This window comes from Mycobacterium sp. Aquia_213, assembly GCF_026625985.1.
Lineage (GTDB): Bacteria > Actinomycetota > Actinomycetes > Mycobacteriales > Mycobacteriaceae > Mycobacterium.
Genome location: NZ_CP113116.1, coordinates 715,930 through 739,584 on the forward strand (window position 1 = coordinate 715,930; position 23,655 = coordinate 739,584).

At 66.2% G+C, this 23,655-nt stretch carries 22 protein-coding genes; 13 read left to right on the forward strand and 9 right to left on the reverse strand.

Annotated features, from left to right (window positions below; genetic code table 11):
- Positions 1-14 precede the first annotated feature (14 nt).
- Positions 15-1,283, forward strand: a complete 1,269-nt coding sequence (gene purD / locus LMQ14_RS03455; protein WP_267733451.1) for a phosphoribosylamine--glycine ligase — start codon at positions 15-17, stop codon at positions 1,281-1,283.
- Here the strand turns inward: purD and LMQ14_RS03460 are convergent.
- Positions 1,280-2,863 carry a gamma-glutamyltransferase family protein gene (locus LMQ14_RS03460; RefSeq protein WP_267733452.1) on the reverse strand — a complete coding sequence of 528 codons (1,584 nt, stop codon included), beginning with the start codon at positions 2,861-2,863 and terminating at the stop codon, positions 1,280-1,282. The two genes, purD and LMQ14_RS03460, sit on opposite strands and share 4 nt — an antisense overlap.
- Positions 2,864-2,891: 28 nt before the next feature.
- Positions 2,892-3,809: an alpha/beta hydrolase-fold protein gene (locus LMQ14_RS03465; RefSeq protein WP_267735325.1), complete on the reverse strand. Its 918-nt coding sequence runs from the start codon at positions 3,807-3,809 to the stop codon at positions 2,892-2,894.
- Between the two features lie 61 nt (positions 3,810-3,870).
- Between LMQ14_RS03465 and LMQ14_RS03470 the strand changes: the two genes are divergently transcribed.
- The gene (locus LMQ14_RS03470; RefSeq protein ID WP_420714604.1) at positions 3,871-4,488 is read left to right on the forward strand and encodes a TetR/AcrR family transcriptional regulator; all 618 of its coding nucleotides are present in this window, start codon (positions 3,871-3,873) and stop codon (positions 4,486-4,488) included.
- A 4-nt stretch (positions 4,489-4,492) separates the two neighbouring features.
- Here LMQ14_RS03470 and LMQ14_RS03475 read toward each other — a convergent pair whose 3' ends face one another.
- A complete protein-coding gene (locus LMQ14_RS03475) occupies positions 4,493-5,239 on the reverse strand; it encodes a DUF429 domain-containing protein (protein WP_267733453.1) in 747 nt (248 codons plus the stop codon).
- 80 nt (positions 5,240-5,319) lie between these two features.
- Between LMQ14_RS03475 and purB the strand changes: the two genes are divergently transcribed.
- Positions 5,320-6,738, forward strand: coding sequence for an adenylosuccinate lyase (gene purB / locus LMQ14_RS03480; protein WP_267733454.1), 1,419 nt, complete (start codon positions 5,320-5,322; stop codon positions 6,736-6,738).
- The gene (locus LMQ14_RS03485) at positions 6,735-7,994 is read left to right on the forward strand and encodes a cytochrome P450 (protein ID WP_267733455.1); all 1,260 of its coding nucleotides are present in this window, start codon (positions 6,735-6,737) and stop codon (positions 7,992-7,994) included. The genes purB and LMQ14_RS03485 overlap by 4 nt, the downstream gene beginning before the upstream one ends.
- Positions 7,995-8,003: 9 nt before the next feature.
- Here LMQ14_RS03485 and LMQ14_RS03490 read toward each other — a convergent pair whose 3' ends face one another.
- On the reverse strand, positions 8,004-8,621 hold the full coding sequence (locus tag LMQ14_RS03490) for a hypothetical protein (RefSeq protein WP_267733456.1): 618 nt from the start codon (positions 8,619-8,621) through the stop codon (positions 8,004-8,006).
- A 57-nt stretch (positions 8,622-8,678) separates the two neighbouring features.
- Here LMQ14_RS03490 and LMQ14_RS03495 point away from each other — a divergent pair, with 57 nt between their 5' ends.
- Both LMQ14_RS03495 and LMQ14_RS03500 read left to right on the forward strand, forming a co-directional pair.
- Positions 8,679-9,572 (forward strand): phosphoribosylaminoimidazolesuccinocarboxamide synthase, encoded by an 894-nt coding sequence (locus LMQ14_RS03495; RefSeq protein WP_267733457.1) that lies wholly within the window; start codon positions 8,679-8,681, stop codon positions 9,570-9,572.
- On the forward strand, positions 9,569-11,719 hold the full coding sequence (locus LMQ14_RS03500) for a S9 family peptidase (protein ID WP_267733458.1): 2,151 nt from the start codon (positions 9,569-9,571) through the stop codon (positions 11,717-11,719). The genes LMQ14_RS03495 and LMQ14_RS03500 overlap by 4 nt, the downstream gene beginning before the upstream one ends.
- Here the strand turns inward: LMQ14_RS03500 and LMQ14_RS03505 are convergent.
- Positions 11,648-12,094, reverse strand: a complete 447-nt coding sequence (locus LMQ14_RS03505) for a DoxX family protein (RefSeq protein ID WP_267733459.1) — start codon at positions 12,092-12,094, stop codon at positions 11,648-11,650. The genes LMQ14_RS03500 and LMQ14_RS03505 overlap by 72 nt on opposite strands.
- A 93-nt stretch (positions 12,095-12,187) precedes the next feature.
- On the opposite strand from LMQ14_RS03505, the gene LMQ14_RS03510 reads away from it, so the two are divergent.
- The gene (locus tag LMQ14_RS03510) at positions 12,188-12,751 is read left to right on the forward strand and encodes a TetR/AcrR family transcriptional regulator (RefSeq protein ID WP_267733460.1); all 564 of its coding nucleotides are present in this window, start codon (positions 12,188-12,190) and stop codon (positions 12,749-12,751) included.
- Between the two features lie 6 nt (positions 12,752-12,757).
- Here the strand turns inward: LMQ14_RS03510 and LMQ14_RS03515 are convergent, their stop codons facing one another.
- Positions 12,758-14,398, reverse strand: coding sequence for a DHA2 family efflux MFS transporter permease subunit (locus LMQ14_RS03515; RefSeq protein ID WP_267733461.1), 1,641 nt, complete (start codon positions 14,396-14,398; stop codon positions 12,758-12,760).
- 226 nt (positions 14,399-14,624) lie between these two features.
- Positions 14,625-16,244, reverse strand: a complete 1,620-nt coding sequence (locus tag LMQ14_RS03520; protein WP_267733462.1) for a DHA2 family efflux MFS transporter permease subunit — start codon at positions 16,242-16,244, stop codon at positions 14,625-14,627.
- 230 nt (positions 16,245-16,474) lie between these two features.
- Here LMQ14_RS03520 and LMQ14_RS03525 point away from each other — a divergent pair, with 230 nt between their 5' ends.
- Positions 16,475-17,179: a DUF2334 domain-containing protein gene (locus tag LMQ14_RS03525; RefSeq protein WP_267733463.1), complete on the forward strand. Its 705-nt coding sequence runs from the start codon at positions 16,475-16,477 to the stop codon at positions 17,177-17,179.
- A gap of 49 nt (positions 17,180-17,228) precedes the next feature.
- Positions 17,229-18,896 carry an FAD-binding dehydrogenase gene (locus LMQ14_RS03530; RefSeq protein WP_267733464.1) on the forward strand — a complete coding sequence of 556 codons (1,668 nt, stop codon included), beginning with the start codon at positions 17,229-17,231 and terminating at the stop codon, positions 18,894-18,896.
- A 3-nt stretch (positions 18,897-18,899) separates the two neighbouring features.
- Here LMQ14_RS03530 and LMQ14_RS03535 read toward each other — a convergent pair whose 3' ends face one another.
- A complete protein-coding gene (locus LMQ14_RS03535; RefSeq protein WP_267733465.1) occupies positions 18,900-19,538 on the reverse strand; it encodes an MBL fold metallo-hydrolase in 639 nt (212 codons plus the stop codon).
- 32 nt (positions 19,539-19,570) lie between these two features.
- Between LMQ14_RS03535 and LMQ14_RS03540 the strand changes: the two genes are divergently transcribed.
- The 3 genes from LMQ14_RS03540 to purQ all read left to right on the forward strand — a co-directional run bounded on the left by LMQ14_RS03540 (position 19,571) and on the right by purQ (position 21,223).
- Positions 19,571-20,248, forward strand: a complete 678-nt coding sequence (locus LMQ14_RS03540) for an ATPase (RefSeq protein WP_267733466.1) — start codon at positions 19,571-19,573, stop codon at positions 20,246-20,248.
- 64 nt (positions 20,249-20,312) lie between these two features.
- Positions 20,313-20,552: a phosphoribosylformylglycinamidine synthase subunit PurS gene (purS, locus tag LMQ14_RS03545; RefSeq protein WP_267733467.1), complete on the forward strand. Its 240-nt coding sequence runs from the start codon at positions 20,313-20,315 to the stop codon at positions 20,550-20,552.
- Entirely contained in the window at positions 20,549-21,223 is a 675-nt protein-coding gene (gene purQ, locus LMQ14_RS03550) for a phosphoribosylformylglycinamidine synthase subunit PurQ (RefSeq protein WP_267733468.1), read from the forward strand. The genes purS and purQ overlap by 4 nt, the downstream gene beginning before the upstream one ends.
- On the opposite strand, the gene LMQ14_RS03555 is transcribed toward purQ, so the two are convergent.
- Positions 21,194-22,615 (reverse strand): WS/DGAT/MGAT family O-acyltransferase, encoded by a 1,422-nt coding sequence (locus LMQ14_RS03555; RefSeq protein ID WP_267733469.1) that lies wholly within the window; start codon positions 22,613-22,615, stop codon positions 21,194-21,196. The two genes, purQ and LMQ14_RS03555, sit on opposite strands and share 30 nt — an antisense overlap.
- Positions 22,616-22,811: 196 nt before the next feature.
- Here LMQ14_RS03555 and LMQ14_RS03560 point away from each other — a divergent pair, with 196 nt between their 5' ends.
- A complete protein-coding gene (locus LMQ14_RS03560; protein ID WP_267733470.1) occupies positions 22,812-23,651 on the forward strand; it encodes a mycofactocin-coupled SDR family oxidoreductase in 840 nt (279 codons plus the stop codon).
- Positions 23,652-23,655 lie beyond the last annotated feature (4 nt).

Here is a 23,655-nt window from a genome sequence, read left to right on the forward strand (position 1 = left end):
TAGTCTGACCTGTCGTGCGCGTTCTGGTGATCGGCTCCGGTGCCCGTGAACATGCCCTGCTGCTGGCTCTCAGTAGAGATCCGCAGGTCACGGGGCTCGCTATTGCGCCCGGCAACGCCGGCACCACCCGGCTCGCCGAGCAACACGACGTCGACATCACCGCCGGTGCGGACGTCGTCGCGCTGGCCCGCGAGGTCCGGGCCGACCTTGTCGTCATCGGTCCCGAAGTCCCCTTGGTGCTCGGGGTGGCCGACACCGTGCGCGCCGCCGGTATTGCCTGCTTCGGACCCGGCAAGGACGCGGCTCGCATCGAGGGGTCGAAGGCATTCGCCAAGGAGGTCATGGCGGCCGCCGGGGTGCGGACCGCTGCCAGCGAAATCGTGGACAGTCCCGCGCATTTGGATGCGGCCCTCGATCGCTTCGGGCCGCCCGCCGGAGACCCGGCCTGGGTGGTCAAGGACGACTCGCTGGCGGCCGGCAAGGGTGTGGTGGTGACCCCGGATCGCGCCGCCGCCCGTGCCCATGGCGCGAGTCTGCTCGAGGCCGGCCACCCCGTGTTGCTGGAGTCTTTCCTCGACGGCCCCGAGGTATCGCTGTTCTGCGTGGTCGACGGCGAAACGGTGGTGCCGCTGCTCCCGGCACAGGATTTCAAGCGGGTGGGTGACGGCGACGCCGGCCCGAACACCGGTGGTATGGGCGCCTACGCGCCGTTGCCGTGGCTTCCCGGCGACGTTTACCGCGAAATCGTCAGCGGCATCGTCGAACCCGTTGCGGCCGAGATGGTTCGGCGCGGCAGCCCATTCTCCGGATTGCTCTATGTCGGACTCGCGATCACCGCGAAGGGGCCCGCGGTGGTCGAATTCAATTGCCGCTTCGGCGATCCGGAGACCCAGGCCGTGCTGGCCCTGCTGGATTCACCGCTCGGTCAGCTGCTGTATGCGGCCGGGACGGGCGCGCTGGCCGGCTTCGGCGAGTTGAGCTGGCGAGACGGGGCCGCGGTGACCGTGGTGCTGGCCGCCGAAAACTATCCCGGACGACCTCGGGTCGGCGACGTGATCGCCGGATCGGAAGCCGACGGAGTGCTGCATGCCGGGACAGCACGGCGCGACGACGGCGCGATCGTCTCATCGGGCGGACGGGTGCTGTCGGTGGTCGGCACCGGCGCCGACCTGACCGGTGCGCGTGCCGATGCGTATCGGATCCTCGGGTCAATTCGGCTGCCGGGCAGCCACTTCCGCAGCGACATCGGGTTGCTGGCGCAAGAGGGCAAAATCCGCGTCTAGAAAGCCACGGCTTGGCCGTCGCGGCGCGGGTCACTCGCCGCGAGATACCCGTCGTCGAGGCGCCAGATCGCTTGGCAGCTGCCGAACGCGTTGTAGTCGTCCACGGTGAGCAGGTCGTGTCCGCGTCGCCGCAACTCGTCGAGCGTCGACGGCGGGAAACCCTGCTCGCAACTGACCTGCATGCCCTGCACCCAGCGAAACCGCGGGCCGTCGCAGGCCGCCTGCGGATTCTGGCCATAGTCGGAGATTCGGACCAATACCTGCACGTGGCCCTGCGGTTGCATCGGACCGCCCATCACCCCGAAGCTCATCACGGGTGCGCCGTCCTTGGTCACAAAGCCCGGGATGATCGTCTGGTAAGGCCGCTTATTCGGCCCGACCCGATTCGGATGTCCCTGAGTCGCAACGAAACCCGCTCCGCGATTTTGCAATGAGATGCCGGTGCCCGGTACCACCACACCGGACCCGAATCCCAGGTAGTTCGACTGGATCATCGACACCATCAGTCCCGTTGCGTCGGCCGCGGTGAGATAGACGGTGCCCCCGGTCGGGGTACCCGCCGACGCAGGCTTGGCCTGATTTCGGTCGATCAGCGCGGCCCGCTGCTTCAGGTACTCGGCGTCCAGCAGGTCCTCGGGGCGTACCGTCATGTGGTCGAGGTCGGCGACGTAGGCCTGCGCGTCCGCGAACGCCAGCTTGAGCGCTTCGATCTGCAGGTGCACACTGTCGGCGGAATCGACTGGCAGCGAGGACATGTCGAACTGCGCAAGGATTCCGAGCGCAATCAACGCCACGATGCCTTGGCCGTTGGGCGGTATCTCGTGGACGGTGTACCCCCGGTAGGTTCCGCTGATCGTGCCCACCCAATCGGCCCGGTGGGCGGCGAGGTCGCCGGCCCGCAGCACGCCGCCGTTGGCCGCTGCATGAGCTTCGAGGTGGGCCGCCAGCTCCCCGCGGTAGAACGACTCGCCGTTGGTCGCGGCGATCTTTTCCAGCGTCGCCGCATGCCCGGGAAAGCGAAAGCGCTCACCGGGTTTCGGTGCCCGCCCGTCGGGCAGGAAAGCTTCGGCGAAGCCCGGCTGCGATTCGAACAGCGGCACCTGGGCCGCCCATTGCTGCGCGATCGTCGGGGAGACTGGAAAGCCGTTGCGGCCGTAGGAGATCGCCGGCTCGAAGAGCCGCTCGAACGGAAGCTTGCCGAACTTGGCGTGCAACTGGACCCATGCCGACACCGCTCCGGGCACCGTCACCGAATTCCAGCCCAGCCCGGGAACATCGTTGCCGCCGAAGTACTCTGGCGTCCACGCCGCCGGCGAACGGCCAGATGCGTTCAGTCCGTGTAGCTGCTTGCCGTCCCAGACGATGGCGAAGGCATCCGAGCCGATGCCGTTGGATACCGGCTCCACCACTGTCAGCGTGATGGCGGTCGCGACGGCCGCGTCGGCGGCACTGCCGCCCTCGGCGAGCATCCGAAGGCCCGCTTGGGCGGCCAGCGGTTGCGATGTGGCGACGATGTTTGATCCCAGGACGGGCTTTCGTGGCCAGGCGTACGGAAATTTCCAGTCGAACGGTGCGCTCACCCACGCGAGCGTAATGCTCGCGACCTAGCTAGGTCGTCAGCAGCGGTGCCATCCAGGTCAGTTCGGCCGGCAGCTGCGAGCTCCAGAACGCGGGGTTGTGCCCGCCGGGCGAGAAACCACCCGCGGGCGGATTGGGCAGCGCAGCGATGAACTGCTTGGTCGCGTCGTAGAACGGATCGCTGTCGCCGCAGTCGATCCGGATCGGAATCGACGCCAGCGCCGGCATTCCGAACACCGAATTCGCCGCGAAGTCGTCGGGGCCGTCGAAAGCCCCGGGTGCGGCCGCCCCGGACGACATCCAGAGCGCCGGGCTCACCGCACAGATCGCCGCGGTGCGTGCCGGTCCCAGCCGGCCGCCGAGCAGCAGTGCGCCGTAGCCGCCCATCGACCAACCCAAGAACGCCACCCGCGAGGTGTCCAGCCGCTGGCTGTCCAGCATCGGAATCAGCTCGTTCAGCACCATCGCGCCGGCGTCTTCACCCGAAGAGCGCTTGTGCCAATAGCCGCCGCCGCCGTCGACGGCGACGACCGCGAATGGCGGCAGCCCCGCATTGACGGCCTGAGCCAGGCCCTGCTCGACACCGCCGGCCATCACGGTGGCCGCATCACTGCCCTTGCCGTGCAGCGCGATCACCGGGCGCAGCGCCTTGGTCTGCCCCGGCGGCCGGGCGATCGCCCATTTGGTCGATATCCCGCCGCGTGCCGCCGAGACGAAGGAACCGGTCGTCATCGTCGGTGCCGGGTCTGCCGGGGGAGCGGGCTCGAGGGGGGCGCTGGGCGGCGGCGCCAACGGCGCCTGGGTGCTGGCCCTCGACACCGGAATGCTGCGAGATGGTCTGGCGTGTAACAGGTTGTCGAGCGCAAACACGCCGGTCGCACCTATTGCCGCGCTGGCACCAAGACCGAGCACGGCGCGGCGGCTCAAGTCGGGCATGCGGGCCATCATGCCATGGCCGTTTGGCGGAAATGGCAATGCAGTACCACTTTGACTGGCACGATGGCTACTCGTGACTGCAGCGGTTACTCCGAAAGGAGAACGTCGACGGTATGCGCTAGTGAGCGCTGCCGCCGAGCTGCTTGCCGAAGGCGGGTTCGAAGCGGTGCGGCACCGGGCGGTTGCGCAGCGGGCCGGTCTGCCATTGGCGTCGACTACTTATTACTTCTCGTCTCTTGACGACTTGATCGCCCGTGCGGTCGAACACATCGCGATGATCGAGGTGGCGCAGCTGCGAGCCCGGGTCAACGCGCTGTCCCGCCGCCGCCGGGGCCCCGAGACCAGCGCGGAGGTGCTGGTCGACCTGCTGGTGGGGGACCTCTCCGATCAGACGCTCGTCGAGCAGCTGATCTCGCGATACGAGCGAAACATCGCCTGCACCCGCCTGACCGCGTTGCGCGAGACCATGCGCCGCAGCCTGCGGCAGCGTGCCGATGCCGTTGCCGAGGCCATCGAGCGATCCGGCCGAGCCGTGCGTATCGAGCTGATCTGCACCCTGATCTGCGCGGTCGATGGTTCGGTGGTCTCCGCGCTGGTCGAGGGTCGCGACCCCCGCACCGCCGCAATGGGAACGGTGATCGACATCATCGACGTGCTCGCACCCATCGACGAGCGACCGGTACGGATCTGACCCGTCACGGCCCGGTCAGGTCGGCAGGCAGCGCCGGCGTCACGATGCACCCGCTGGCCAAGTCCCCGTAAATCGTGATGCGGCCTGGGCAGCGCTGGGCGTAGAGCGCCACATAGGCGCAGACCACGGCGTCGACGGGGTCCTCGGCGCGACGCAGATCGCTCTTGCGCTGCGCCGTCGCCACCTGTTTGCGCAGCCCAACCCAGTCGGGATGATCGGCGACGCGCACCGGAACGTCGGTGTCGGCGAGCCGCTCGACGCCGTCCATCAGCAGCAATAGCTCCGATTTGAGGCGCTCGAGGGTGCGGCCGGGCTTGGCCTTGTATTTCAAGGTCCGCTCCAGCCGGAACAGCGCGACGGTCGCCGCGTGCGGGTAGACCTCGATCGCACGCCGCACGATGGCCGAGCGTGGATCCATGTCGAGGCCCAGCGCCTCGGCCAGCCGCGCCCCGCGCGGACCGTTGGCGAACTCGGGCTTGCCGGTGTTGGCCGGATGGGCTCCGGCCTCGAACCTGCGGAAGTCGCGGTTGAGTGCGGTCTCGGCCGGACGCTGACCAGTGGGATTGTTCACCACCAGCGGTGCGTCGAACCCGACCACGCACTCCCCGTGCACGTAAGGGCGCAGTGCCGCCAGGATTTCGTCGTCGTCGCGGACGGCGCCGGCGCTCACCAGGCAACCGTCGGAGTCGACGACGGCGACCCCGGTCGGGTTGCGGATGCCCCACGCGAGGTCGACGCCGGCGTAGTACATGCCGCGAAACTGTAACCACCGACGTCCGAACTCGGGAAATGCGTTGCCAGTCGCAGTCTCGCGGTCGATAAGCTGACCCGGTGAGCATTCCGAATGTGCTGGCCGCCCGGTATGCCAGCGCCGAGATGGTCGGGATCTGGTCGCCGGAGGCCAAGGTCGTCGCGGAGCGGCGGCTGTGGCTGGCCGTGTTGCGGGCGCAGACCGAACTCGGTGTTCCGCTACCCCAGGACGCGGTCGCCGACTACGAGCGAGTGCTCGAGGACGTGGACTTGGCCTCGATCGCGGCACGCGAGCGGGTGCTGCGGCATGACGTCAAGGCCCGTATCGAGGAATTCAACGCCCTGGCCGGTCACGAGCATGTGCACAAGGGGATGACCAGTCGCGATCTGACCGAGAACGTCGAGCAGCTGCAGATCCGGCGGTCGCTGGAACTGGTTTTCTCGCACGGGGTGGCGGTGGTGGCACGGCTTGCCGAGCGGGCCGTGGCGTATCGCGATCTGGTGATGGCCGGACGCAGCCACAACGTCGCCGCCCAAGCCACCACGCTGGGCAAGCGGTTCGCGTCCGCGGCCCAGGAGACGCTGATCGCGTTGACCAGGTTGCGCGAGTTGATCGATCGCTATCCGCTGCGCGGTATCAAGGGCCCGATGGGCACCTCGCAAGACATGCTCGACCTGCTGGACGGCGACGCGGTCAAACTGGCCGAACTCGAGCGGCGCATTGCTGAATTCCTCGGTTTCGCAACGGTTTTGACCAGCGTCGGGCAGGTCTATCCGCGTTCGCTGGATCACGACGTGCTCTCCGCGCTGGTGCAGCTGGGTGCCGGGCCGTCGTCGATGGCCCACACCATCCGGCTGATGGCCGGGCACGAACTCGTGACGGAAGGGTTTGCGGAGGGACAGGTTGGCTCCTCGGCGATGCCGCACAAGATGAACACCCGCAGCTGCGAACGGGTCAACGGCCTGCAGGTGGTGCTGCGTGGTTACGCCTCGATGGCCGCCGAGCTCGCCGGCGCGCAGTGGAACGAGGGCGACGTGTTCTGCTCGGTGGTACGCCGAGTTGCCTTGCCGGACAGCTTCTTTGCCATTGACGGCCAGATCGAGACTTTTTTGACGGTGCTCGACGAGTTCGGCGCCTACCCGGCGGTGATCGAGCGGGAGTTGGATCGCTACTTGCCCTTCCTGGCCACCACGAAGGTGTTGATCGCGGCCGTGCGGGCCGGCATGGGACGCGAGGCCGCGCATCACGTGATCCGGGAACACGCGGTGGCAACGGCATTGGCGATGCGGGAACGCGGCGCCGAGCCCGATCTGCTGGACCGGTTGGCCGCCGACGAGCGGCTGCCGCTGGACCGCGCGGCGCTGGACGCCGCGCTGGCCGACAAGAAGGCGTTCACCGGCGCCGCCGGTGATCAGGTCGATAAGGTTGCGGCGCAAGTCGATTCGCTAGTGGGCCGCTACCCGGACGCGGCCAAGTACGCTCCGGGTGCGATCCTGTGACCCTCGCCGGCGCGCTGTCGGGGATCGACTTCACCGATCTGGAAAACTTCGCCAAAGGTTTTCCGCACGAGTTGTTCGCCGTGCACCGCCGCGAGGCGCCGGTCTATTGGCATGAGCCGACCGACAACACCCCGGACGCCGAGGGCTTCTGGTCGGTTGCAACCTACGCGGAAAACCTTGCCGTACTCAAAGACCCGGTGACGTACTCGTCGGTGACCGGCGGCGCTCGACCGTTCGGCGGGACGCTGCTGCAGGACCTGTCGATCGCGGGTCAGGTGCTCAACATGATGGACGACCCGCGGCACTCGCAGATTCGGCGACTGGTCAGCTCCGGGCTGACGCCGCGGATGATCCGTCGCGTCGAGGACGATCTACGGGCCCGGGCGCGACGGCTGGTGGACGACGTGGTGCCCGGCGAACCGTTCGACTTCCTCGTCGACATCGCCGCCGAACTGCCAATGCAGATGATCTGCATTCTGCTGGGAGTGCCCGAATCCGAACGGCATTGGCTGTTCGAGGCCATTGAGCCGCAGTTCGACTTCGGGGGCTCGCGCAAGGCCAAATTATCGCAGCTGTCGCCGCGAACGTCCGCCGAAGAGGCCGGGTCGCGGATGTACAACTACGGCCAAGAGCTGATCGCCTCGAAGCGTGCCAATCCGACCGACGACATGTTGTCGGTGGTCGCCAACGCGACGGTCAACGAGGTGGACGGACCAGTCCCGTCCGATCTTGAGGTGTATCTGTTCTTCAGCCTGCTGTTCAGCGCCGGCGCCGAGACGACTCGCAACGCGGTTGCCGGCGGGCTGTTGTCGCTGGCCCAGCACCCGGACCAATTACGCACGCTGCGTGCTGATTTCGGCCTGCTTCCAACGGCGGTCGAGGAGATGGTGCGGTGGACGTCGCCGTCGCCGTCCAAACGGCGCACCGCCACCCGCGACGTCGTCCTCGGCGGCCAGTCGATCGAAGCCGGACAGAAGGTACAGATCTGGGAAGGCTCGGCCAACCGCGATGCCGGCGTCTTCGACCGCGCAGATGAGTTCGACATCGACCGAAAACCCAATCCGCACTTGGGCTTCGGTCAAGGTGTGCATTACTGCCTGGGGGCCAACCTGGCGCGCCTGGAGCTGCGGGTCCTGTACGAGGAGCTGCTGTCGCGCTTCGGCTCCGTACGGGTGGTCCGGCCCGTCGAATGGACGCGAAGCAACCGGCACACCGGCATCCGGCATCTGGTCGTGGAGCTACGCGAGGAACAGTGACGTTCCGGCTCACCGACGGATCGTGATCCCCGCCGATCGCAGTTCGAGGGCGGCCAGCGCGCGAATCGTAAAGGGATCCTCGTGACGCCAGCCACCCACCGGATCCGGACTGATCGCGGCTAGTTTCGCCGGCGAGCGATTCGTCAAAGCCCGCAGTGCCAGCAGCTGTTCGCCGGCCGGCGTCGCGGCCAATGCGGTCACGGTCAATTTGCGCCGGAAGAACCGGAGCCGCAGGTAAAGCCACGGCATGGCCGCGACAAGGATCGGGGGAGCGACGACGGCCAGTGCCAGCAGCACAGCGAGCCAGCCGGCCGTGGTATCCAGTTCGTGCAGGGCGCCCGCGATTTCTGCGGCGGCGTCGCTAGCCGAGCTCAGCGGTTTGCTGACGGTATCGCCGACGACCGGAATATGTTGTGCGCCATGACCTGCCGAGGCCAGGTTCCCCGCGATGCTGTGGGTGCCGTCCTCGACTTGTCGGCCGGCGTCGGCGATCGTCGAGATGGCGTCGTAGACGGCGATGCCGACGAACAACCAGATCGCCGTCCACACGACGATGACGGCATCGCTGAACAGCTGGGCCAGCAATCGGCCGGGCGTGGTGGCGTAGGGCAAAAAGCGCGATCTCATACCCTCGATCCCAGCACAGCTCCAGGCCCCGGGTGGGCTTCCCGATAGGCTGGCCCGATGCGCCCTGCACTGTCCGACTACCAGCATCTGGCCAGCGGCAAGGTCCGCGAGCTGTACCGCGTCGACGAAGACCACCTGCTGCTGGTCGCCAGCGACCGGATCTCGGCGTACGACTTCGTCCTGGACAGCACGATCCCGGACAAAGGCCGCATCCTGACCGCGATGAGCGTGTTTTTCTTCGGCCTGGTCGACGCCCCCAACCATCTGGCCGGACCGCCCGACGACCCACGCATCCCCGACGAGGTGCTGGGCCGCGCGCTGGTGGTGGGTCAGCTGGAGATGATGCCGGTGGAGTGCGTGGCCCGCGGCTATCTGACCGGCTCGGGACTGCTGGACTATCAGGCGACCGGCAAGGTCTGCGGCATCACGCTGCCGCCGGGGCTGGTCGAGGCCAGCAAGTTCGCCCAGCCACTGTTCACCCCGGCGACCAAAGCCGCACTGGGCGATCACGACGAGAACATTTCCTTCAACCGGGTGATCGAGATGGTGGGCGGGGTACGGGCCAACCAGCTGCGCGACCGCACGCTGCAGATCTATGTGCAGGCCGCCGATCACGCCTCGACGACGGGAATCATCATCGCCGACACCAAGTTCGAATTCGGCACCGACCGCGACGGCAACCTGCTGCTGGCCGACGAGATCTTCACCCCGGACTCGTCGCGGTACTGGCCCGCCGAGGATTACCGCGTCGGTGTCGTCCAGACCAGTTTCGACAAGCAGTTCGTCCGCAATTGGCTCACCAGTCCCGAATCCGGCTGGGATCGGCACGGCTCGCAACCCCCACCACCGCTGCCGGCCGACATCATCGACGCCACCCGTGCCCGTTATATCAATGCCTACGAGCGGATTTCCGGTTTGAGCTTCGGTGACTGGATCGGCCCGGCCGCATGACGGAGCCTGTCACCCCACCTGTCGCGAAACGGGTGGAGACCACCCGCGAGCACCACGGCGATGTGTTCGTCGATCCGTACGAGTGGCTGCGCGAAAAGTCGAATCCCGAAGTCATCGACTACCTCGAGGCCGAGAACGACTACGTCGACCAGACCCTTGCCCACCTGGAACCGCTGCGGCAGAAGATCTTCGACGAGATCAAGGCGCGTACCAAGGAAACCGACTTGTCGGTGCCGACCAGGCAAGGCGACTGGTGGTACTACTCACGCACCTTCGAGGGAAAGCAGTATCGCGTCCAGTGTCGTTGCCCGGTCGCGGATCCCGATGACTGGGATCCCCCGGTTCTGGACGAGAACACCGAGATACCGGGCGAGCAGGTGCTGCTCGATTCGAACGAAGAAGCCGACGGTCACGACTTCTTTTCCCTCGGCGCCGCCCTGGTCAGCTTGGATGCGAATCTGCTCGCGTACTCCGTTGACATCATCGGCGACGAGCGGTACACGCTGCGGTTCAAGGACTTACGTACCGGCGAGAAATACCCCGACGAAATAGCCGATATCGCCGGCGGAGTGACGTGGGCGGCCGACAACCGGACCGTGTACTACCTCACCCTGGACGACGCCCATCGCCCGGACAAGGTGTGGCGGTATCGGCTGGGCTCGACAGAGCCGTCGGAATTGGTGTATCACGAAGCCGACGAACGGTTCTGGCTCGGAGCGGGCCTGAGCCGAAGCGAGGCGTACGTGTTCATTGCGTCGGGATCGTCGATCACCTCCGAGTTGCGCTACGCCGACGCCGCCGACCCGCAGGCCGAGTTCACTGTTGTGCTGCCACGCCGCGAAGGTGTCGAGTACTCGGCGGAGCACGCCGTGGTCGGGGGACAGGATCGGTTCCTGATCCTGCACAATGACGGAGCGGTGAACTTCACGCTCACCGAGGCCCCGGTCAGCGATCCCACGCAACAGCGCACCCTGATCCCGCACCGCGACGACGTTCGGCTCGAAGCTGCGGATGCCTTTGCCGGTCACCTGGTGATCAGTTACCGGCGTGCCGCGTTGCCACGAATCCAGTTGTGGCCCATTGATTCCGATGGCGACTACGGTGAGCCCGAGGAGATCGCCTTCGATTCCGAGCTGATGTCGTCGGGCTTGGGCGCCAATCCGAACTGGGTTTCACCCAAGCTGCGGATCAGGGCGGGATCCCTGGTGACGCCGTTACGGGTCTACGACGTCGACCTGGCTAGCGGCGAGCGCACCTTGTTGCGTGAGCAACCCGTACTCGGTGACTACCGCCCAAGCGATTACGTCGAGCGGCGCGACTGGGCGCTCGCCACCGATGGCACCCGCATCCCGGTGTCGATCGTGCACCGTGCGGGCGTCGAATTCCCGGCGCCCACGCTCATCTACGGCTACGGCGCCTACGAAATATGCACGGATCCAACCTTTTCCATTGCGCGACTGTCGCTGCTGGACCGGGGCATGGTGTTCGTGATCGCCCATGTCCGCGGCGGGGGAGAGATGGGCCGGCTGTGGTACGAGCACGGAAAGCTGTTGGAGAAGAAGAACACCTTTACCGACTTCGTCGCGGCGGCACAGCATTTGGTGGACGCGGGAGTGACGCGTCCGCACGAGCTGGTGGCGTTGGGCGGCAGTGCGGGCGGGCTGCTGATGGGTGCGGTAGCCAACCTGGCGCCCGAACTGTTCGCCGGGATCCTCGCTCAGGTCCCGTTCGTCGATCCGCTGACCACGATCTTGGATCCTTCGTTGCCGCTGACCGTAACCGAGTGGGACGAATGGGGAAATCCCTTGAACGACAGCGAAGTCTACGCGTACATGAAGTCATACTCGCCCTACGAGAACGTTGAGACGAAGCAGTATCCCGCCATTCTGGCGATGACATCACTGAACGACACCAGGGTCTACTATGTGGAGCCGGCCAAGTGGGTCGCCGCGTTGCGGCGCGCCAACCCCGGCGGCAACCCGGTGCTGCTCAAAACGCAGATGGCGGCGGGTCATGGCGGGGTCAGTGGTCGCTACCGGGGATGGCAGGAGACCGCATTCCAGTACGCGTGGCTACTAGCCGCTGCCGACGGCGACCGCTACGCCGGCGGCGAGGAAAACAATCTCGGTGGCGGTGCGCAGGGGTAGCCGCGTCGTCATCGACCGGGGTGGATTCGGCATCCGCGACGCATAGACGTTGGCCGGGAACATGGCCAGCATCAGCAGCAAGAGGCAGGTGGCCGCCGCGGTCCGGGTGCCGGGAATCAGCAGCCCCGCCGCACCCACCAGCTCCAGCACGCCGGTAACGGTGACGAGCAGGCCGGGCGCGGGCAGCCCTGGCGGCACGATCGCGATCAGGTCGCGACGCATCGGCGGCGCGAAGTGTGCGATTCCGGTCAGGACGAACATGGCGGCCAATCCGACGGCGATCGCCGCAGTCCAGCCGGCGAGGTAACCAACGCCCAGCAAGCCGGCGACCCGGGCGACGATGCTGCCCAACAGCAGGGTGATCAGCGGAGCCATCTCAGGTTCCAATCTAGACAGTGACAAGATCCACTTTACTCAGCGTATTCGATATCTAGTCGGTGTCAAGATATCGTCGGTATGCTGTTCGTCGTGGCTCGTCCGAATTACCACCACGGTGACCTGCGCGCGGTGATCCTGAGCGAAGCCGCGCGCTTGGTGGCCGAACGCGGTGCGGACGGGGTGTCGTTGCGCGAGCTGGCCCGCAGCGCGGGCGTATCGCATGCCGCGCCGGCCCACCACTTCGTCGATCGGCGCGGCCTGTTCACCGCGCTGGCCGCGGAGGGCTTTCGGCTGCTGGCCGATGCGCTGAAAAGCGCTCGCGGTCACTTCGCCGATGCGGCCCTGGCCTACGTGCGATTCGCCCTGGGCCATCCGGGCCACTATCAGGTGATGTTCGACAAGTCGCTGTTGGACGTCGCGGACCCCGAACTGGTCGCCGCGGAAGCCGCTGCGGGTGCCGAGTTGTCGCGTGGCGTGGCGACGCTGCGCGATGCCCATGCGCAGTCCGACCCCGCGGGCGCGCAGTTGGCGGCATGGTCACTGGTGCACGGGTTTTCGACGCTTTGGCTCAATGACGCGGTCAATGCTCAGGTCAAAGCGGCCGACCCGATGGAAACCGTGCTGCGGATCGCGACGATCCTCTTCGAGGGGTAAGCCGGATCAGTCAGCCAGCGCGGCAGCGGGCTCCGGGTCTTCCTCCGGTTCCGGGCGCTTCATCGGAAGAAACGCCGCCGGGATGATCGTCAACACCAGCAAGGCGACGGCCACCACGAACACCGCCGTGTAGGCGTGTGACAGGCCGAGCGACACGCTGTTCGCGAAATCGGGGCCAAGGTCTTTCCATGCGGAGGCCGAGGCCTCTACCGGCACACGTTGCCCATTGGCCTCTTGTTGCGCCGCGAGAAGCTTGTTCGCCGCGACCAGGGTTTCGTTGTGATTGAACAACTGGGTCAGGATAACGCCCAACAACGCCGCCCCGATCGAGCCGCTCACCTGCTGGTTGACGGTGACAAGTGTGGTGCCGCGCGCGACCTGATGCGGGGCCAGCGCCTGCAGCACCGCCGCAGACAACGGCGTCGTCGTGCAGCCGACGCCCAGGCCCATGACCGCAAGTCCGATCAACAGGGTCGGGTTATAGGCGGCCTGCGTGGCGACGCCGTAGGTGAAGATGCCCAGACCCGCCGCCATCACCGGCAGGCCGATCATCACGATCTTGCCGGGTCCGTGTTTGTCCATGAATATCCCGGCGAGCGGCATCGTGATGACCGCACCGAGTCCGACCGGCACCAGCAGCAACCCGGACTGCATCGGCGTTTTGTGCATCACGAGTTGGAAATAGCTCGGGACCAGCAGGCCGAGGCCGACGAAGGGGGCACCGAAAACCAGCAGGGCCAGATTGGCCTGGCTCACCACGCGGTTCTGGAAAAGTCGCAGGTCGATCAGCGGGTGGTCGGTGCGGAAGGAGTGGAAGACGAAGGCGGCGATCAACACCACCCCGGCAATCGTCGGCACCAACACCAGGTGATCGGCGAACGTGCCCCGCGCCGGGATCGACGACACTCCGGCCAGGAATAACGTGACGCCGGGCGGCAGCAGGAACAGGCTGACGATGTCGAGGGCTTCAGCCGGGGCCGGGCGGTCTTTGGGAAAGGTGATCGCCGCCAGGACCAGCGAGATCAGCCCGATCGGCAGATTGATCAGGAAGATCCACTGCCAGCCGTAGGCACCCACCAGCCAGCCGCCCAGGACTGGCCCACCGATCGGACCGAGCAGGATCGGAAGTCCCCCGATCGCCATCAAGCGACCAACCCGGTGCGGGCCCGCCTCGTGCGTCAGGATCACGAAGCTCAGCGGCATCAACATACCGCCGCCGATACCTTGTATCACCCGAAATGCGATGAGCAGCATGATGTTTGGCGCTATCGCACACAGCAGCGAGCCCAGCATGAAAAACAGAACCGATCCGATGAAGAGCCGTTTGGTGCCGAACCGGTCGGCCGCCCACCCCGTTATCGGGATCACGGTGGCAAACGCGAGCATGTAGCCGGCCACCGTCCAGGAAACGACGGCTTGGGTGGTCTTGAACTCGGTGACGAAGGTGCCCTGGGCGACCGCGACGACGGTGCTGTCCAGCACTGCCATCACGGCGGCCAGCCCGCACACGAAGACGACGCGCAGCAGTTTGGCATCGACCTTGTCGGGATACTCACGATCGCCCGCGGCTGCGCGCCTGGTGGAAATCAGGGGGACCGCGACGTTGGGAGCTGCGGGGCGCGCTCCTTCCACGGCGTCGCTGAGCATGTGTCCGAGCATATCGAGACGATTGCGCGATTTTGGCGCTTTGCCGGTATTCCAGGTCTGTAAGCGGAGGCCGACGGGGCGTTATGCGCGCTCGCCGTCTGCGTGGCTGTCATCTTCTAGACACCCGCGGATGTGAATTCGACGCGCGGGCGAATCAATGCTCACGATCAATTCGGCGACACCGTGCCGCAGATAACGTCGGTGCAGTTCACAGCGACGATCGGGGTTATTCGACTGCCGTTTGGACGGCCGGTTTCTTCGGTAGAAATGACGCCGGAATGATGGTAAATGCCACCAATACCATCGCGACTACGAATACGGATGTATAGGCGCGCGAAAGGTCGTGCAACAGATTCGCGGCAAATTCGGGGGCCAGTGACTGGTGTGGTATTTGTGACGGATCAACCGGCACACCGCTGATCGTGGCCTGCTGCTGCAACGCCGCAAGTTTGTTCGCGGCCGTGATGTCGTCGCTCCGGTTGAACTGGTTGGTCAGGATCACCGCCATCAGCGCGGTTCCCATCGAGCCGCCCACCTGATGGCTGACGCTCATCAGCGTGGTGCCGCGGGCGATCTGGTGCGGTGCCAATGCCTGCACCGATGCCACCGAGAGCGGCATCATGGTGCACCCCATCCCCAGGCCCATGATCGTCAACGCGATCAGCAGTGTGGGTGCATACGCGGCGTGCCTGGCCACACCGTAAGCGAACGCGCCCAGGCCGGCGATGATCATCGCGATACCGGCCAGCACGTATTTGCCCGGTCCATGTCGGTCCACGAGTGGACCGGCCAATCGCATGGTCAGCATCGCGCCGAGGCCCTGCGGGATCAGGTGCACCCCGGCTTGCATCGGCGTCTGGTGCAGCACCTGCTGGAAATAGCTCGGGAGCAGCAGGCCGGCGCCGAAGAAGGCGCCGGCGAACAGCAGCATCGTCACATTGGCCCGGGTGAGAACCGGGTTCTGGAACAGATGCAGATCGATCAGTGGGTGATCCGCGCGGTGCAACGCGTGCACGACGAACGCGGCGATCAGCACCAGGCCGATGGCCGCGGGTATCAAGACGCGATGATCGGCGACGGTCCCGCGGCGCGGAATCGACGACACCGCGAACAGAAACGTCGCCAGCCCGGGCGAGAGCAGCAGCCCGCCGATGACGTCGAACGTCTCCGACCGAGCGGGGTGGTCTCGGGGGAACACGATCCACGCGAGGATGAACGTGGCCAGTCCGATCGGCAGATTGATCAGGAAGATCCACTTCCAACTGGAGGTGTCGATCAGCCAGCCGCCCAGGATCGGGCCGGCGATCGGGGCGAGCAACATCGGAATGCTCAAAATTGACATCAAGCGCCCGAGCCGCCCGGGGCCCGCTTCGCGCGTCATGATCATGAATCCCAGCGGCATCAGCATGCCGCCGCTGACGCCCTGCACGATGCGAAATATGATGAGCTGCACGATCGTTGACGCCAGCGCGCACAACAGCGAGCCGAGCACGAACGCCACCACCGAGCCCATGAAGAGCCGTTTGGTGCCGAACCGGTCGGCGGCCCAGCCGGTCAATGGGATTACGGTCGCCAGCCCGAGCGTGTAGCCGGTCATCGTCCACGCGACGACGGCCTGATTCGACCCGAACTCCGCGATGAAGGTGCGTTGCGCGACGGTGACGACGGTGACGTCCAGGATCGCCATGATTGTGGCCAGCAGACACACGCCGGAGATCCGCAACAGCGGGACGTCCAGTTTGTCCGGATAAACATGTTCCTCGGCGCCCAACAGCCCGGCGGGGGCGAGGGGCAGCGCGGCATCGCCCGCTGCGGAACGGGCCTTCTCCATGGCGTTGCTTAGCATATCGAACCGTTTTCCGATCCCGGCGCTGGTTCGCGTTTGTTCAACAACGCGTCAATATGGCCGTCGCCCGGCAGTGCGCCGCACCGCGCGACGGTCGGAATAAACGGCCCAACTCCGTTGCGCGAAAGCCGTATCGGAGCCGGGAGTGACATCTGGCATACGCGTCGATATACGCCTGTAGTCTGCGTGTCCTTCACCATCCCGAAACCTGCGCTCGTCAAACTGCGGTTGTGTCTGGAAAATTGATCGTCTCGGTCTCAGGGATAGGCGAGCGCACCCTGGACGACGTCGAGGCGTTCTGCGCACAAATGGATTCCCGCAAGGTGCCGGTTTCGTTGCTGGTGGCTCCGCGCCTGTCCGGCGACTACCGGCTTGACCACGACCCGCGCACCGTCGAGTGGCTGACCGCCCGGCGCGCCGGCGGCGATGCCATCGTGTTGCACGGCTACGACGACCCCGCCACCAAGAAGCGGCGTGGCGAGTTCGCCATGCTGCGGGCACACGAGGCCAATCTGCGGCTGATGGCCGCCGACCGGGTGCTCGAGCATCTCGGACTACGCACCCGGCTTTTTGCCGCACCGGGCTGGACCGTCTCACCGGGCGTCGTTAAGGCCTTGCCGGGCAATGGGTTCCGGCTGTTGGCTGATTTGCACGGGGTCACCGACCTGGTCCGCCACACCACCGAGCGCTCCCGCGTACTCGGCATCGGAGAGGGATTCCTCACCGAACCGTGGTGGTGCCGCATGGTGGTGCTGTCCGCCGAGCGCATTGCCCGTCGCGGCGGGATGGTGCGGGTGGCGGTCGCGGCTCGTCAGTTGCGCAAGCCGGGGCCGCTGCAGGCGATGGTGGACGCCGTCGACCTCGCTTCGATGCACGGCTGCACGCCGACGGTCTACCGCTGGCGACCCGACAAGGCGATTTCCGACGCGGCCTGACTCGGCCGTCTGATTAATCGCTTGGTTGCGGGCATTACCCTGGTCCGACATGAGCGATTCTTCAGCCGCAGGCTTCGCCGCTGACGCGATTGTTGTCGGGGCGGGACTATCCGGTCTGGTGGCCGCGTGTGAGTTGGTGGACCGTGGCTTGCGGGTGCTGATCCTCGACCAGGAGAACAGCGCCAACCTCGGTGGTCAGGCCTTCTGGTCGTTCGGTGGTCTGTTCTTTGTCGACAGCCCCGAACAGCGTCGGCTGGGCATTCGGGACAGTCATGAGCTCGCGCTGCAGGACTGGTTGGGCACAGCGGCTTTCGATCGCGAAGAGGACTACTGGCCACGGCAATGGGCACACGCCTATGTGGATTTCGCGGCCGGGGAGAAGCGGAGCTGGCTGCGCGAGCGGGGTCTGAAAATCTTTCCGCTGGTGGGCTGGGCCGAACGCGGTGGGTACAACGCGCAGGGACACGGCAACTCGGTTCCCCGGTTCCACATCACCTGGGGCACCGGGCCTGCCCTGGTCGACATCTTCGCGCGTCAGCTACGGGATCGCTCGACGGTCCGCTTCGCGCACCGGCACCAGGTCGACGAATTGATCGTGGAGGGCGACGCGGTGACCGGCGTTCGGGGCACCGTACTGGAGCCGTCGACCGAAGCACGCGGCGTCCCGTCGTCGCGAAAAGCAGCGGGGCAATTCGAATTTCGTGCATCCGCGGTGCTCGTCACCAGCGGTGGGATCGGCGGCAACCACGATCTGGTGCGCAAGAACTGGCCAAAGCGAATGGGGCGCGTGCCCGAGCAGTTGCTAAGCGGGGTGCCGGCCCATGTGGACGGCAGGATGATCGACATTTCCCGGCAGGCCGGAGCCCGCGTGATCAACCCGGACCGGATGTGGCACTACACCGAGGGCATCACCAACTACGACCCGATTTGGCCGCTGCACGGGATCCGGATCATCCCGGGCCCCTCGTCGCTGTGGCTGGACGCGGCGGGTAACCGGTTGCCGGTTCCGCTGTATCCCGGGTTCGACACGCTGGGCACGTTGGAATACATCACCAAATCCGGGTATGACTACACCTGGTTTATCTTGAACGCCAAGATCATTGAGAAGGAATTCGCTCTCTCCGGGCAGGAGCAGAACCCGGATCTGACCGGGCAGAGCGTGCGCCAGCTGGTGCGTAACCGGGCTAGTTCCGGGCCGCCCGGGCCGGTCCAGGCGTTTATCGATCGCGGTGTCGACTTCGTCAGCGCAGATTCGTTGGGCGAGTTGGTGACCGGCATGAACAAGCTGCCCGATGTGGCCCCGCTGGACTATGCGACGGTGGAGGCCGAGGTGACGGCCCGCGATCGCGAGGTCGCCAACAAGTTCACCAAAGACGGTCAGATCACCGCGATCCGCGCTGCCCGCGGATACCTGGGCGACCGGCTGGGCCGGGTGGTGGCGCCGCACCGGTTGACCGATCCGAAAGCCGGCCCGATGATCGCGGTCAAGCTGCACATCGTGACGCGAAAAACGTTGGGCGGCATCGAGACTGACTTGGGTGGGCGGGTTCTCGGCGACGACGGCACCCCGCTGACCGGACTGTATGCGGCCGGCGAGGTGGCGGGGTTCGGCGGTGGCGGCGTGCACGGTTACCGGGCCCTGGAGGGCACCTTCCTGGGCGGCTGCATCTTCAGCGGCCGGGCCGCGGGCCGCGGCGCCGCCGACGACATCAGCTGACCGCTAGAAGGTGACCACGCTTTCTTCGGGCAACACCTGGAAGTCGGTGTCGGTCATCTCGGTGAACCGGCCGTAGTAGATGCCCCGCGCCTCGGGGGCGACGATGCCTTGGTGAATGGGCACGGCGCGCGTCGGGGACACCGCGCGCAGGTAGTCGATGGCCTCGGAGATTCGCATCCACGGCGCGGCCGCCGGGGCGGCCAATACGTCTACCGGCTCGTCGGGCACGAACAACGCGTCACCGGGATGCATCAGCCGCGCGCGGTGGTCGCCGTCGCCCACCAGATACGAAAGGTTCTCTATCACAGGGATTTCCGGGTGAATCACCGCGTGCTTTCCGCCGAGCGCCCGAATCGTCAGTTCGCCGACCGTCAGCTCGTCGCCGGCGTGAACCGCTTGGAAGGGCGCGTCGAGCTGTGCCGCGGTTTGCGAGTCGGTGTAGAGCGCCGCATTGGGGTTGGCCTCGATCAGCGCCGGCAGCCGGGCCGGGTCGACATGATCCGGGTGCTGGTGGGTGATCAGGATCGCGTCCAGTCCGGTGATTCCCTCGAACCCATGCGCGAAGGTCCCGGGGTCAAAGAGCACGCTAGTGTGGTCGAACTCGGCAAGTAGGCAGGAATGCCCGAAATGCGTCAGTTGCATGTTTACGATTGTGCCCTGACGGGGGTGGTCGTGTGCGGGTAGTTTTCGCGACGATACTGGTCGCCGGTGGCCTGGTGGCCGCCCTTATCCTGGCGGTCCCCGTATCCGCCGAACCGGAGACCTGCCCGCCCGTCTGCGACCAGATCCCGGCCACCGCGTGGATGCAGCAGCGCTCGGTGCCGCTGAATTCGACCTACAACTGGCCCGCGCTGGCGGGTCTGGCCGCGCAAACAACCGGGGCCGGGGTGGGGCCGCGGTTCCGGTTCGAGGAGCTGTGCGCCGCGCGGCCGCCGGCGCAGGACCCACGCACCTGGGCGGTCGCGGCCCGTGTGACGGTGGCCCACCCGGCCGACCAATGGCAGCTGAAGGCCCAGATCGTGCACTGGCGCGGTGACACGGCCCGCGGCGGAGCGATCGCCTCGTCGGTGTTCGGCAATGCCGTCGCGGTGCTGCGGGGCTGTCAGATGGGGGCGCCGTTGCAGTCGCCATCGATCACCACCGACGAACCCAACCGGATGGCCGCGGTCATCAGCGGCCCGGTGATCATGCATACCTACCTGGTCGCACACGTCGCGAGCAGCACGATCAGCGAGCTGACGCTGTGGTCTACCGCGCCGCCGGAGGTGCCTTGGCCCTCGCTTGCGGACAACCAGGTGCTGGACTCGATGACGTCGCCGCTGTGCGAGGCCTATATCGCCTCGTGCCCGTGAGCCGCGCCCGGCAACGGCCGCCGGTAGAGTTGGCGCCGACAGCGACTCGTCAGGAGGAACGCCGGTGGCGCGGGTGATCGTTCATGTGATGCCCAAAGCGGAGATTCTCGACCCGCAGGGTCAGGCGATTGTCGGCGCGTTGGGCCGACTCGGACATCCGGGGATCTCAAATGTCCGTCAGGGCAAGAGGTTTGAGCTCGAAGTCGACGATACCGTCGACGATTCCGCGCTCGCCGAGATCGCGGAATCACTGTTGGCCAACACCGTGATCGAGGACTGGACGATCAGCCGGGAAGTGCTGTGACGGCACGCATCGGCGTCATCACCTTTCCCGGGACGCTCGACGACGTGGACGCCGCCCGTGCGGTGCGCCGCGTCGGTGCGGAGGCGGTGAGCCTGTGGCACGCCGACGCCGACCTCAAGGCGGTCGACGCGGTCGTGGTGCCGGGCGGGTTCTCCTACGGTGACTATCTGCGGTGCGGTGCGATCGCGCGCTTTGCCCCGGTGATGTCCGAAGTGGTCTACGCGGCGAGCCGCGGCATGCCGGTGTTGGGTATTTGCAACGGTTTTCAGGTGCTGTGTGAAACCAGGCTGCTGCCGGGGGTGCTGACTCGCAACGCGGGCCTGCACTTTATCTGCCGCGACGTGTGGCTTCGGGTGGCATCGAACTCGACGGCGTGGACGTCGCGCTTCGAGTCCGACGCCGACCTGCTGGTTCCGCTGAAATCTGGTGAGGGGCGCTATGTGGCGCCCGAGAACGTGCTCGACGAACTCGAGGGCGAGGGGCGCGTGGTGTTTCGGTACCACGACAACATCAACGGCTCGATGCGTGGCATCGCCGGCATCAGCTCGGCCAACGGCCGGGTCGTCGGGCTGATGCCACACCCCGAACATGCCATCGAAGCGTTGACCGGCCCCTCCGACGACGGGCTGGGCTTGTTCTACTCAGCGCTCGACGCTGTGCTCGCCGCCTGACGTCGTCGGCGCGGGAATACCTGCAGCACTGCGTAATTCAGCGAAAGACTTGGTCATCGCGTCGGTCGCTTCATGCGGGTCTTTGAACGTCAGGTCGTCGGTCAGCACCGCGATCCCGAGCCCGTCGACGTAGCTCCACACGGTGATGTTGACCGGTGCGCCCGGCGAAAGCACCCCGGTGGAGTAGATCTCGGTCACGGCGGCGCCGCCGAAATGCCCGCGCTCGCGCGGTCCCACCACACAGGAGACCGCCACGTTCATCAGCTTGTTCGGCACGTCGCGACGGCCGAGCCACCGGAACGCGGCCGGGGCGAATGCCGTCGGTAGATACGCCATCATCCGCCCGTAGAGTTCGGGGCCCATGATTTCGTGGTCTTCCTTGGCGATCCGGGTCGCCAGCGAGACCAGCCGCGCCCGCTCGGTGGGGTCGGCGACGTGCACCGGCAGCGAAATCATCAGACCGCTGATCTCGTTGCCGGTGACCCGGTCCGACTTGTCGGTGGCGGTGGGCACCGAAGCAATGATCGGGCGCTGCGCTTCGCCGTCATAGTTCAACAGCAGCGTGCGCAATCCGCCGGTGGCTATTGCCAGCACCATGTCGTTGACGGTGATGCCCAACGCTTTCGCAGCCGCTTTGACCTCGGCCAAGGGCAGCGTCGCGCTGGCGAACCGCCGCTGCGGGGACACCACGTGGTTCAGGAAGGTCGGTGGTGCGTCGAAGGCATCGGCCATATCCGGGTGATCCCCGCGCTGTTTGGACCGGCGTCGCACCCGGCTCATTCCCAGCGCGGCGTTGCTGACCAGCCCGGGCAGCTCGGCAATCTGCCGGGCATGGTCTCGCGCGGCCGCCCGCAGGAGTTCACCTTTCGTCGCGGTGCTGCCCGCCTCGTCAAGGTCGCGCTCGTTCTGCACCGGGCCGACGAGATCCATCGCACGGGCGAGCAGGTTGACCGAGGCGATGCCGTCGGCCAAGGCGTGATGCACCTTGCCGATCAACGCGAATCGACCGCCGGAAAGCCCTTCGGCGAAATGAAACTCCCATAGCGGGCGGCTGCGATCCAGCGGCGTGGACGCGACCCGTCCGATCACCTCGTCCAGCTCGCGGCGGCCACCCGGTGCGGGCACCTGCACTCGTCGCAGGTGGTAGTCCAGATCGACCTCGCAGTTCTCCTGCCACATCGGGCGATGCAGTTGCCAGGGGATGTCGACGAGCTTGTAGCGCAACGGTTCCAACAGGTGCAGCCGACGGCGCACGTGCAGCCGGAAGGCGTCGAAGTCGAACTCGCCGTCGAAGTCGGACGGGTCGAGTATCGCTACTTTCAGCGTGTGCGTGTGCAGGTTCGGCGTCTCGCTGTAGAGCAGCATGGCGTCCATACCATTGAGTCTTTTCACACGCCACCTCGCCGTGTAGACGCGACCTGAAAGCAACTATGCCGTAGTGCTTTCGGGTTTGCTATGGGTCGGCGCTCGCCAATTCTGGCCGCTAGGAGACGGCGCCTCTTTCGTGCTAGGAGACACGTCATTGTCGGGGCTCGTTCGCAGGCGCACCATCGGGCTGGAGGTTCTCAGCGATCCGGGGAGGAAGCCAGTGACCCAAGGAGGTACCGGCCTCGAGGGCCGAGTTGCGCTCGTCACCGGGGCGGCCCGCGGCCAGGGACGCGCTCATGCCCTCCGTCTTGCCAGCGAAGGCGCGGACATTATCGCTGTCGATGTATGCGCATCCGTCTCCAGCACCATCCCCTACCCGGCCGCCACGTCCGAGGAGTTGGTGGAAACGGCACGGGCGGTGGAGAATTCGGGACGCAAGGCGCTGACCCGCGAAATCGACATCCGCAATCTGGCGGACTTGCAGCAGCTGGTTGCCGATGCCGTCGATCAATTCGGCAGGCTCGATATCGTCGTCGCCAACGCGGGGGTATTGAGCTTCGGGCGGTTGTGGGAGATGTCCGAAGAGCACTGGGACACCGTCATTGACGTCAACCTCAGCGGCACGTGGCGGACCTTGCGCGCCGCGGTGCCCGCGATGATCGAGCTGGGTAACGGCGGCTCGATCATCATCATCAGCTCGACGACCGGACTGAAGGCCACTCCCGGCAACGGGCACTATTCGTCGTCCAAACACGGCCTGGTCGGGCTCACGAATGCGTTGGCGGTGGAATTGGGCGAGTACGGCATCCGGGTCAATTCCATCCATCCGTACGCGGTGACCACGCCGATGGGAAGCTCCGTGGAGATGCTGACGTTTCTCGCCGATCATCCCTCCTACTTGCACAGCCTCTCCCCGATGCCGTTTCGTCCGGTCGGCGAACCCGAAGAGTTCATGAAGCCCGAGCACATCGCCGATGTCGTTGCGTGGCTCGCCGGCGACGGGTCGGCGAACATGTCGGGCAGTCAGGTCGTGGTGGATCGCGGCTACCTGAAGCATTAGGTGG

What these genes read in the sequence shown, in the direction of transcription:
- LMQ14_RS03465 (WP_267735325.1), bottom strand. Translation starts at nt 3,809, where the DNA reads ATGATGGCCCGCATGCCCGACTTGAGCCGCCGCGCCGTGCTCGGTCTT.
- LMQ14_RS03475 (WP_267733453.1), bottom strand. Translation starts at nt 5,239, where the DNA reads ATGTACTACGCCGGCGTCGACCTCGCGTGGGGCATCCGCAACCCGACC.
- LMQ14_RS03490 (WP_267733456.1), bottom strand. Translation starts at nt 8,621, where the DNA reads ATGAGATCGCGCTTTTTGCCCTACGCCACCACGCCCGGCCGATTGCTG.
- LMQ14_RS03495 (WP_267733457.1), top strand. Translation starts at nt 8,679, where the DNA reads ATGCGCCCTGCACTGTCCGACTACCAGCATCTGGCCAGCGGCAAGGTC.
- LMQ14_RS03500 (WP_267733458.1), top strand. Translation starts at nt 9,569, where the DNA reads ATGACGGAGCCTGTCACCCCACCTGTCGCGAAACGGGTGGAGACCACC.
- LMQ14_RS03505 (WP_267733459.1), bottom strand. Translation starts at nt 12,094, where the DNA reads ATGGCTCCGCTGATCACCCTGCTGTTGGGCAGCATCGTCGCCCGGGTC.
- LMQ14_RS03515 (WP_267733461.1), bottom strand. Translation starts at nt 14,398, where the DNA reads ATGCTCAGCGACGCCGTGGAAGGAGCGCGCCCCGCAGCTCCCAACGTC.
- LMQ14_RS03520 (WP_267733462.1), bottom strand. Translation starts at nt 16,244, where the DNA reads ATGCTAAGCAACGCCATGGAGAAGGCCCGTTCCGCAGCGGGCGATGCC.
- LMQ14_RS03530 (WP_267733464.1), top strand. Translation starts at nt 17,229, where the DNA reads ATGAGCGATTCTTCAGCCGCAGGCTTCGCCGCTGACGCGATTGTTGTC.
- LMQ14_RS03535 (WP_267733465.1), bottom strand. Translation starts at nt 19,538, where the DNA reads ATGCAACTGACGCATTTCGGGCATTCCTGCCTACTTGCCGAGTTCGAC.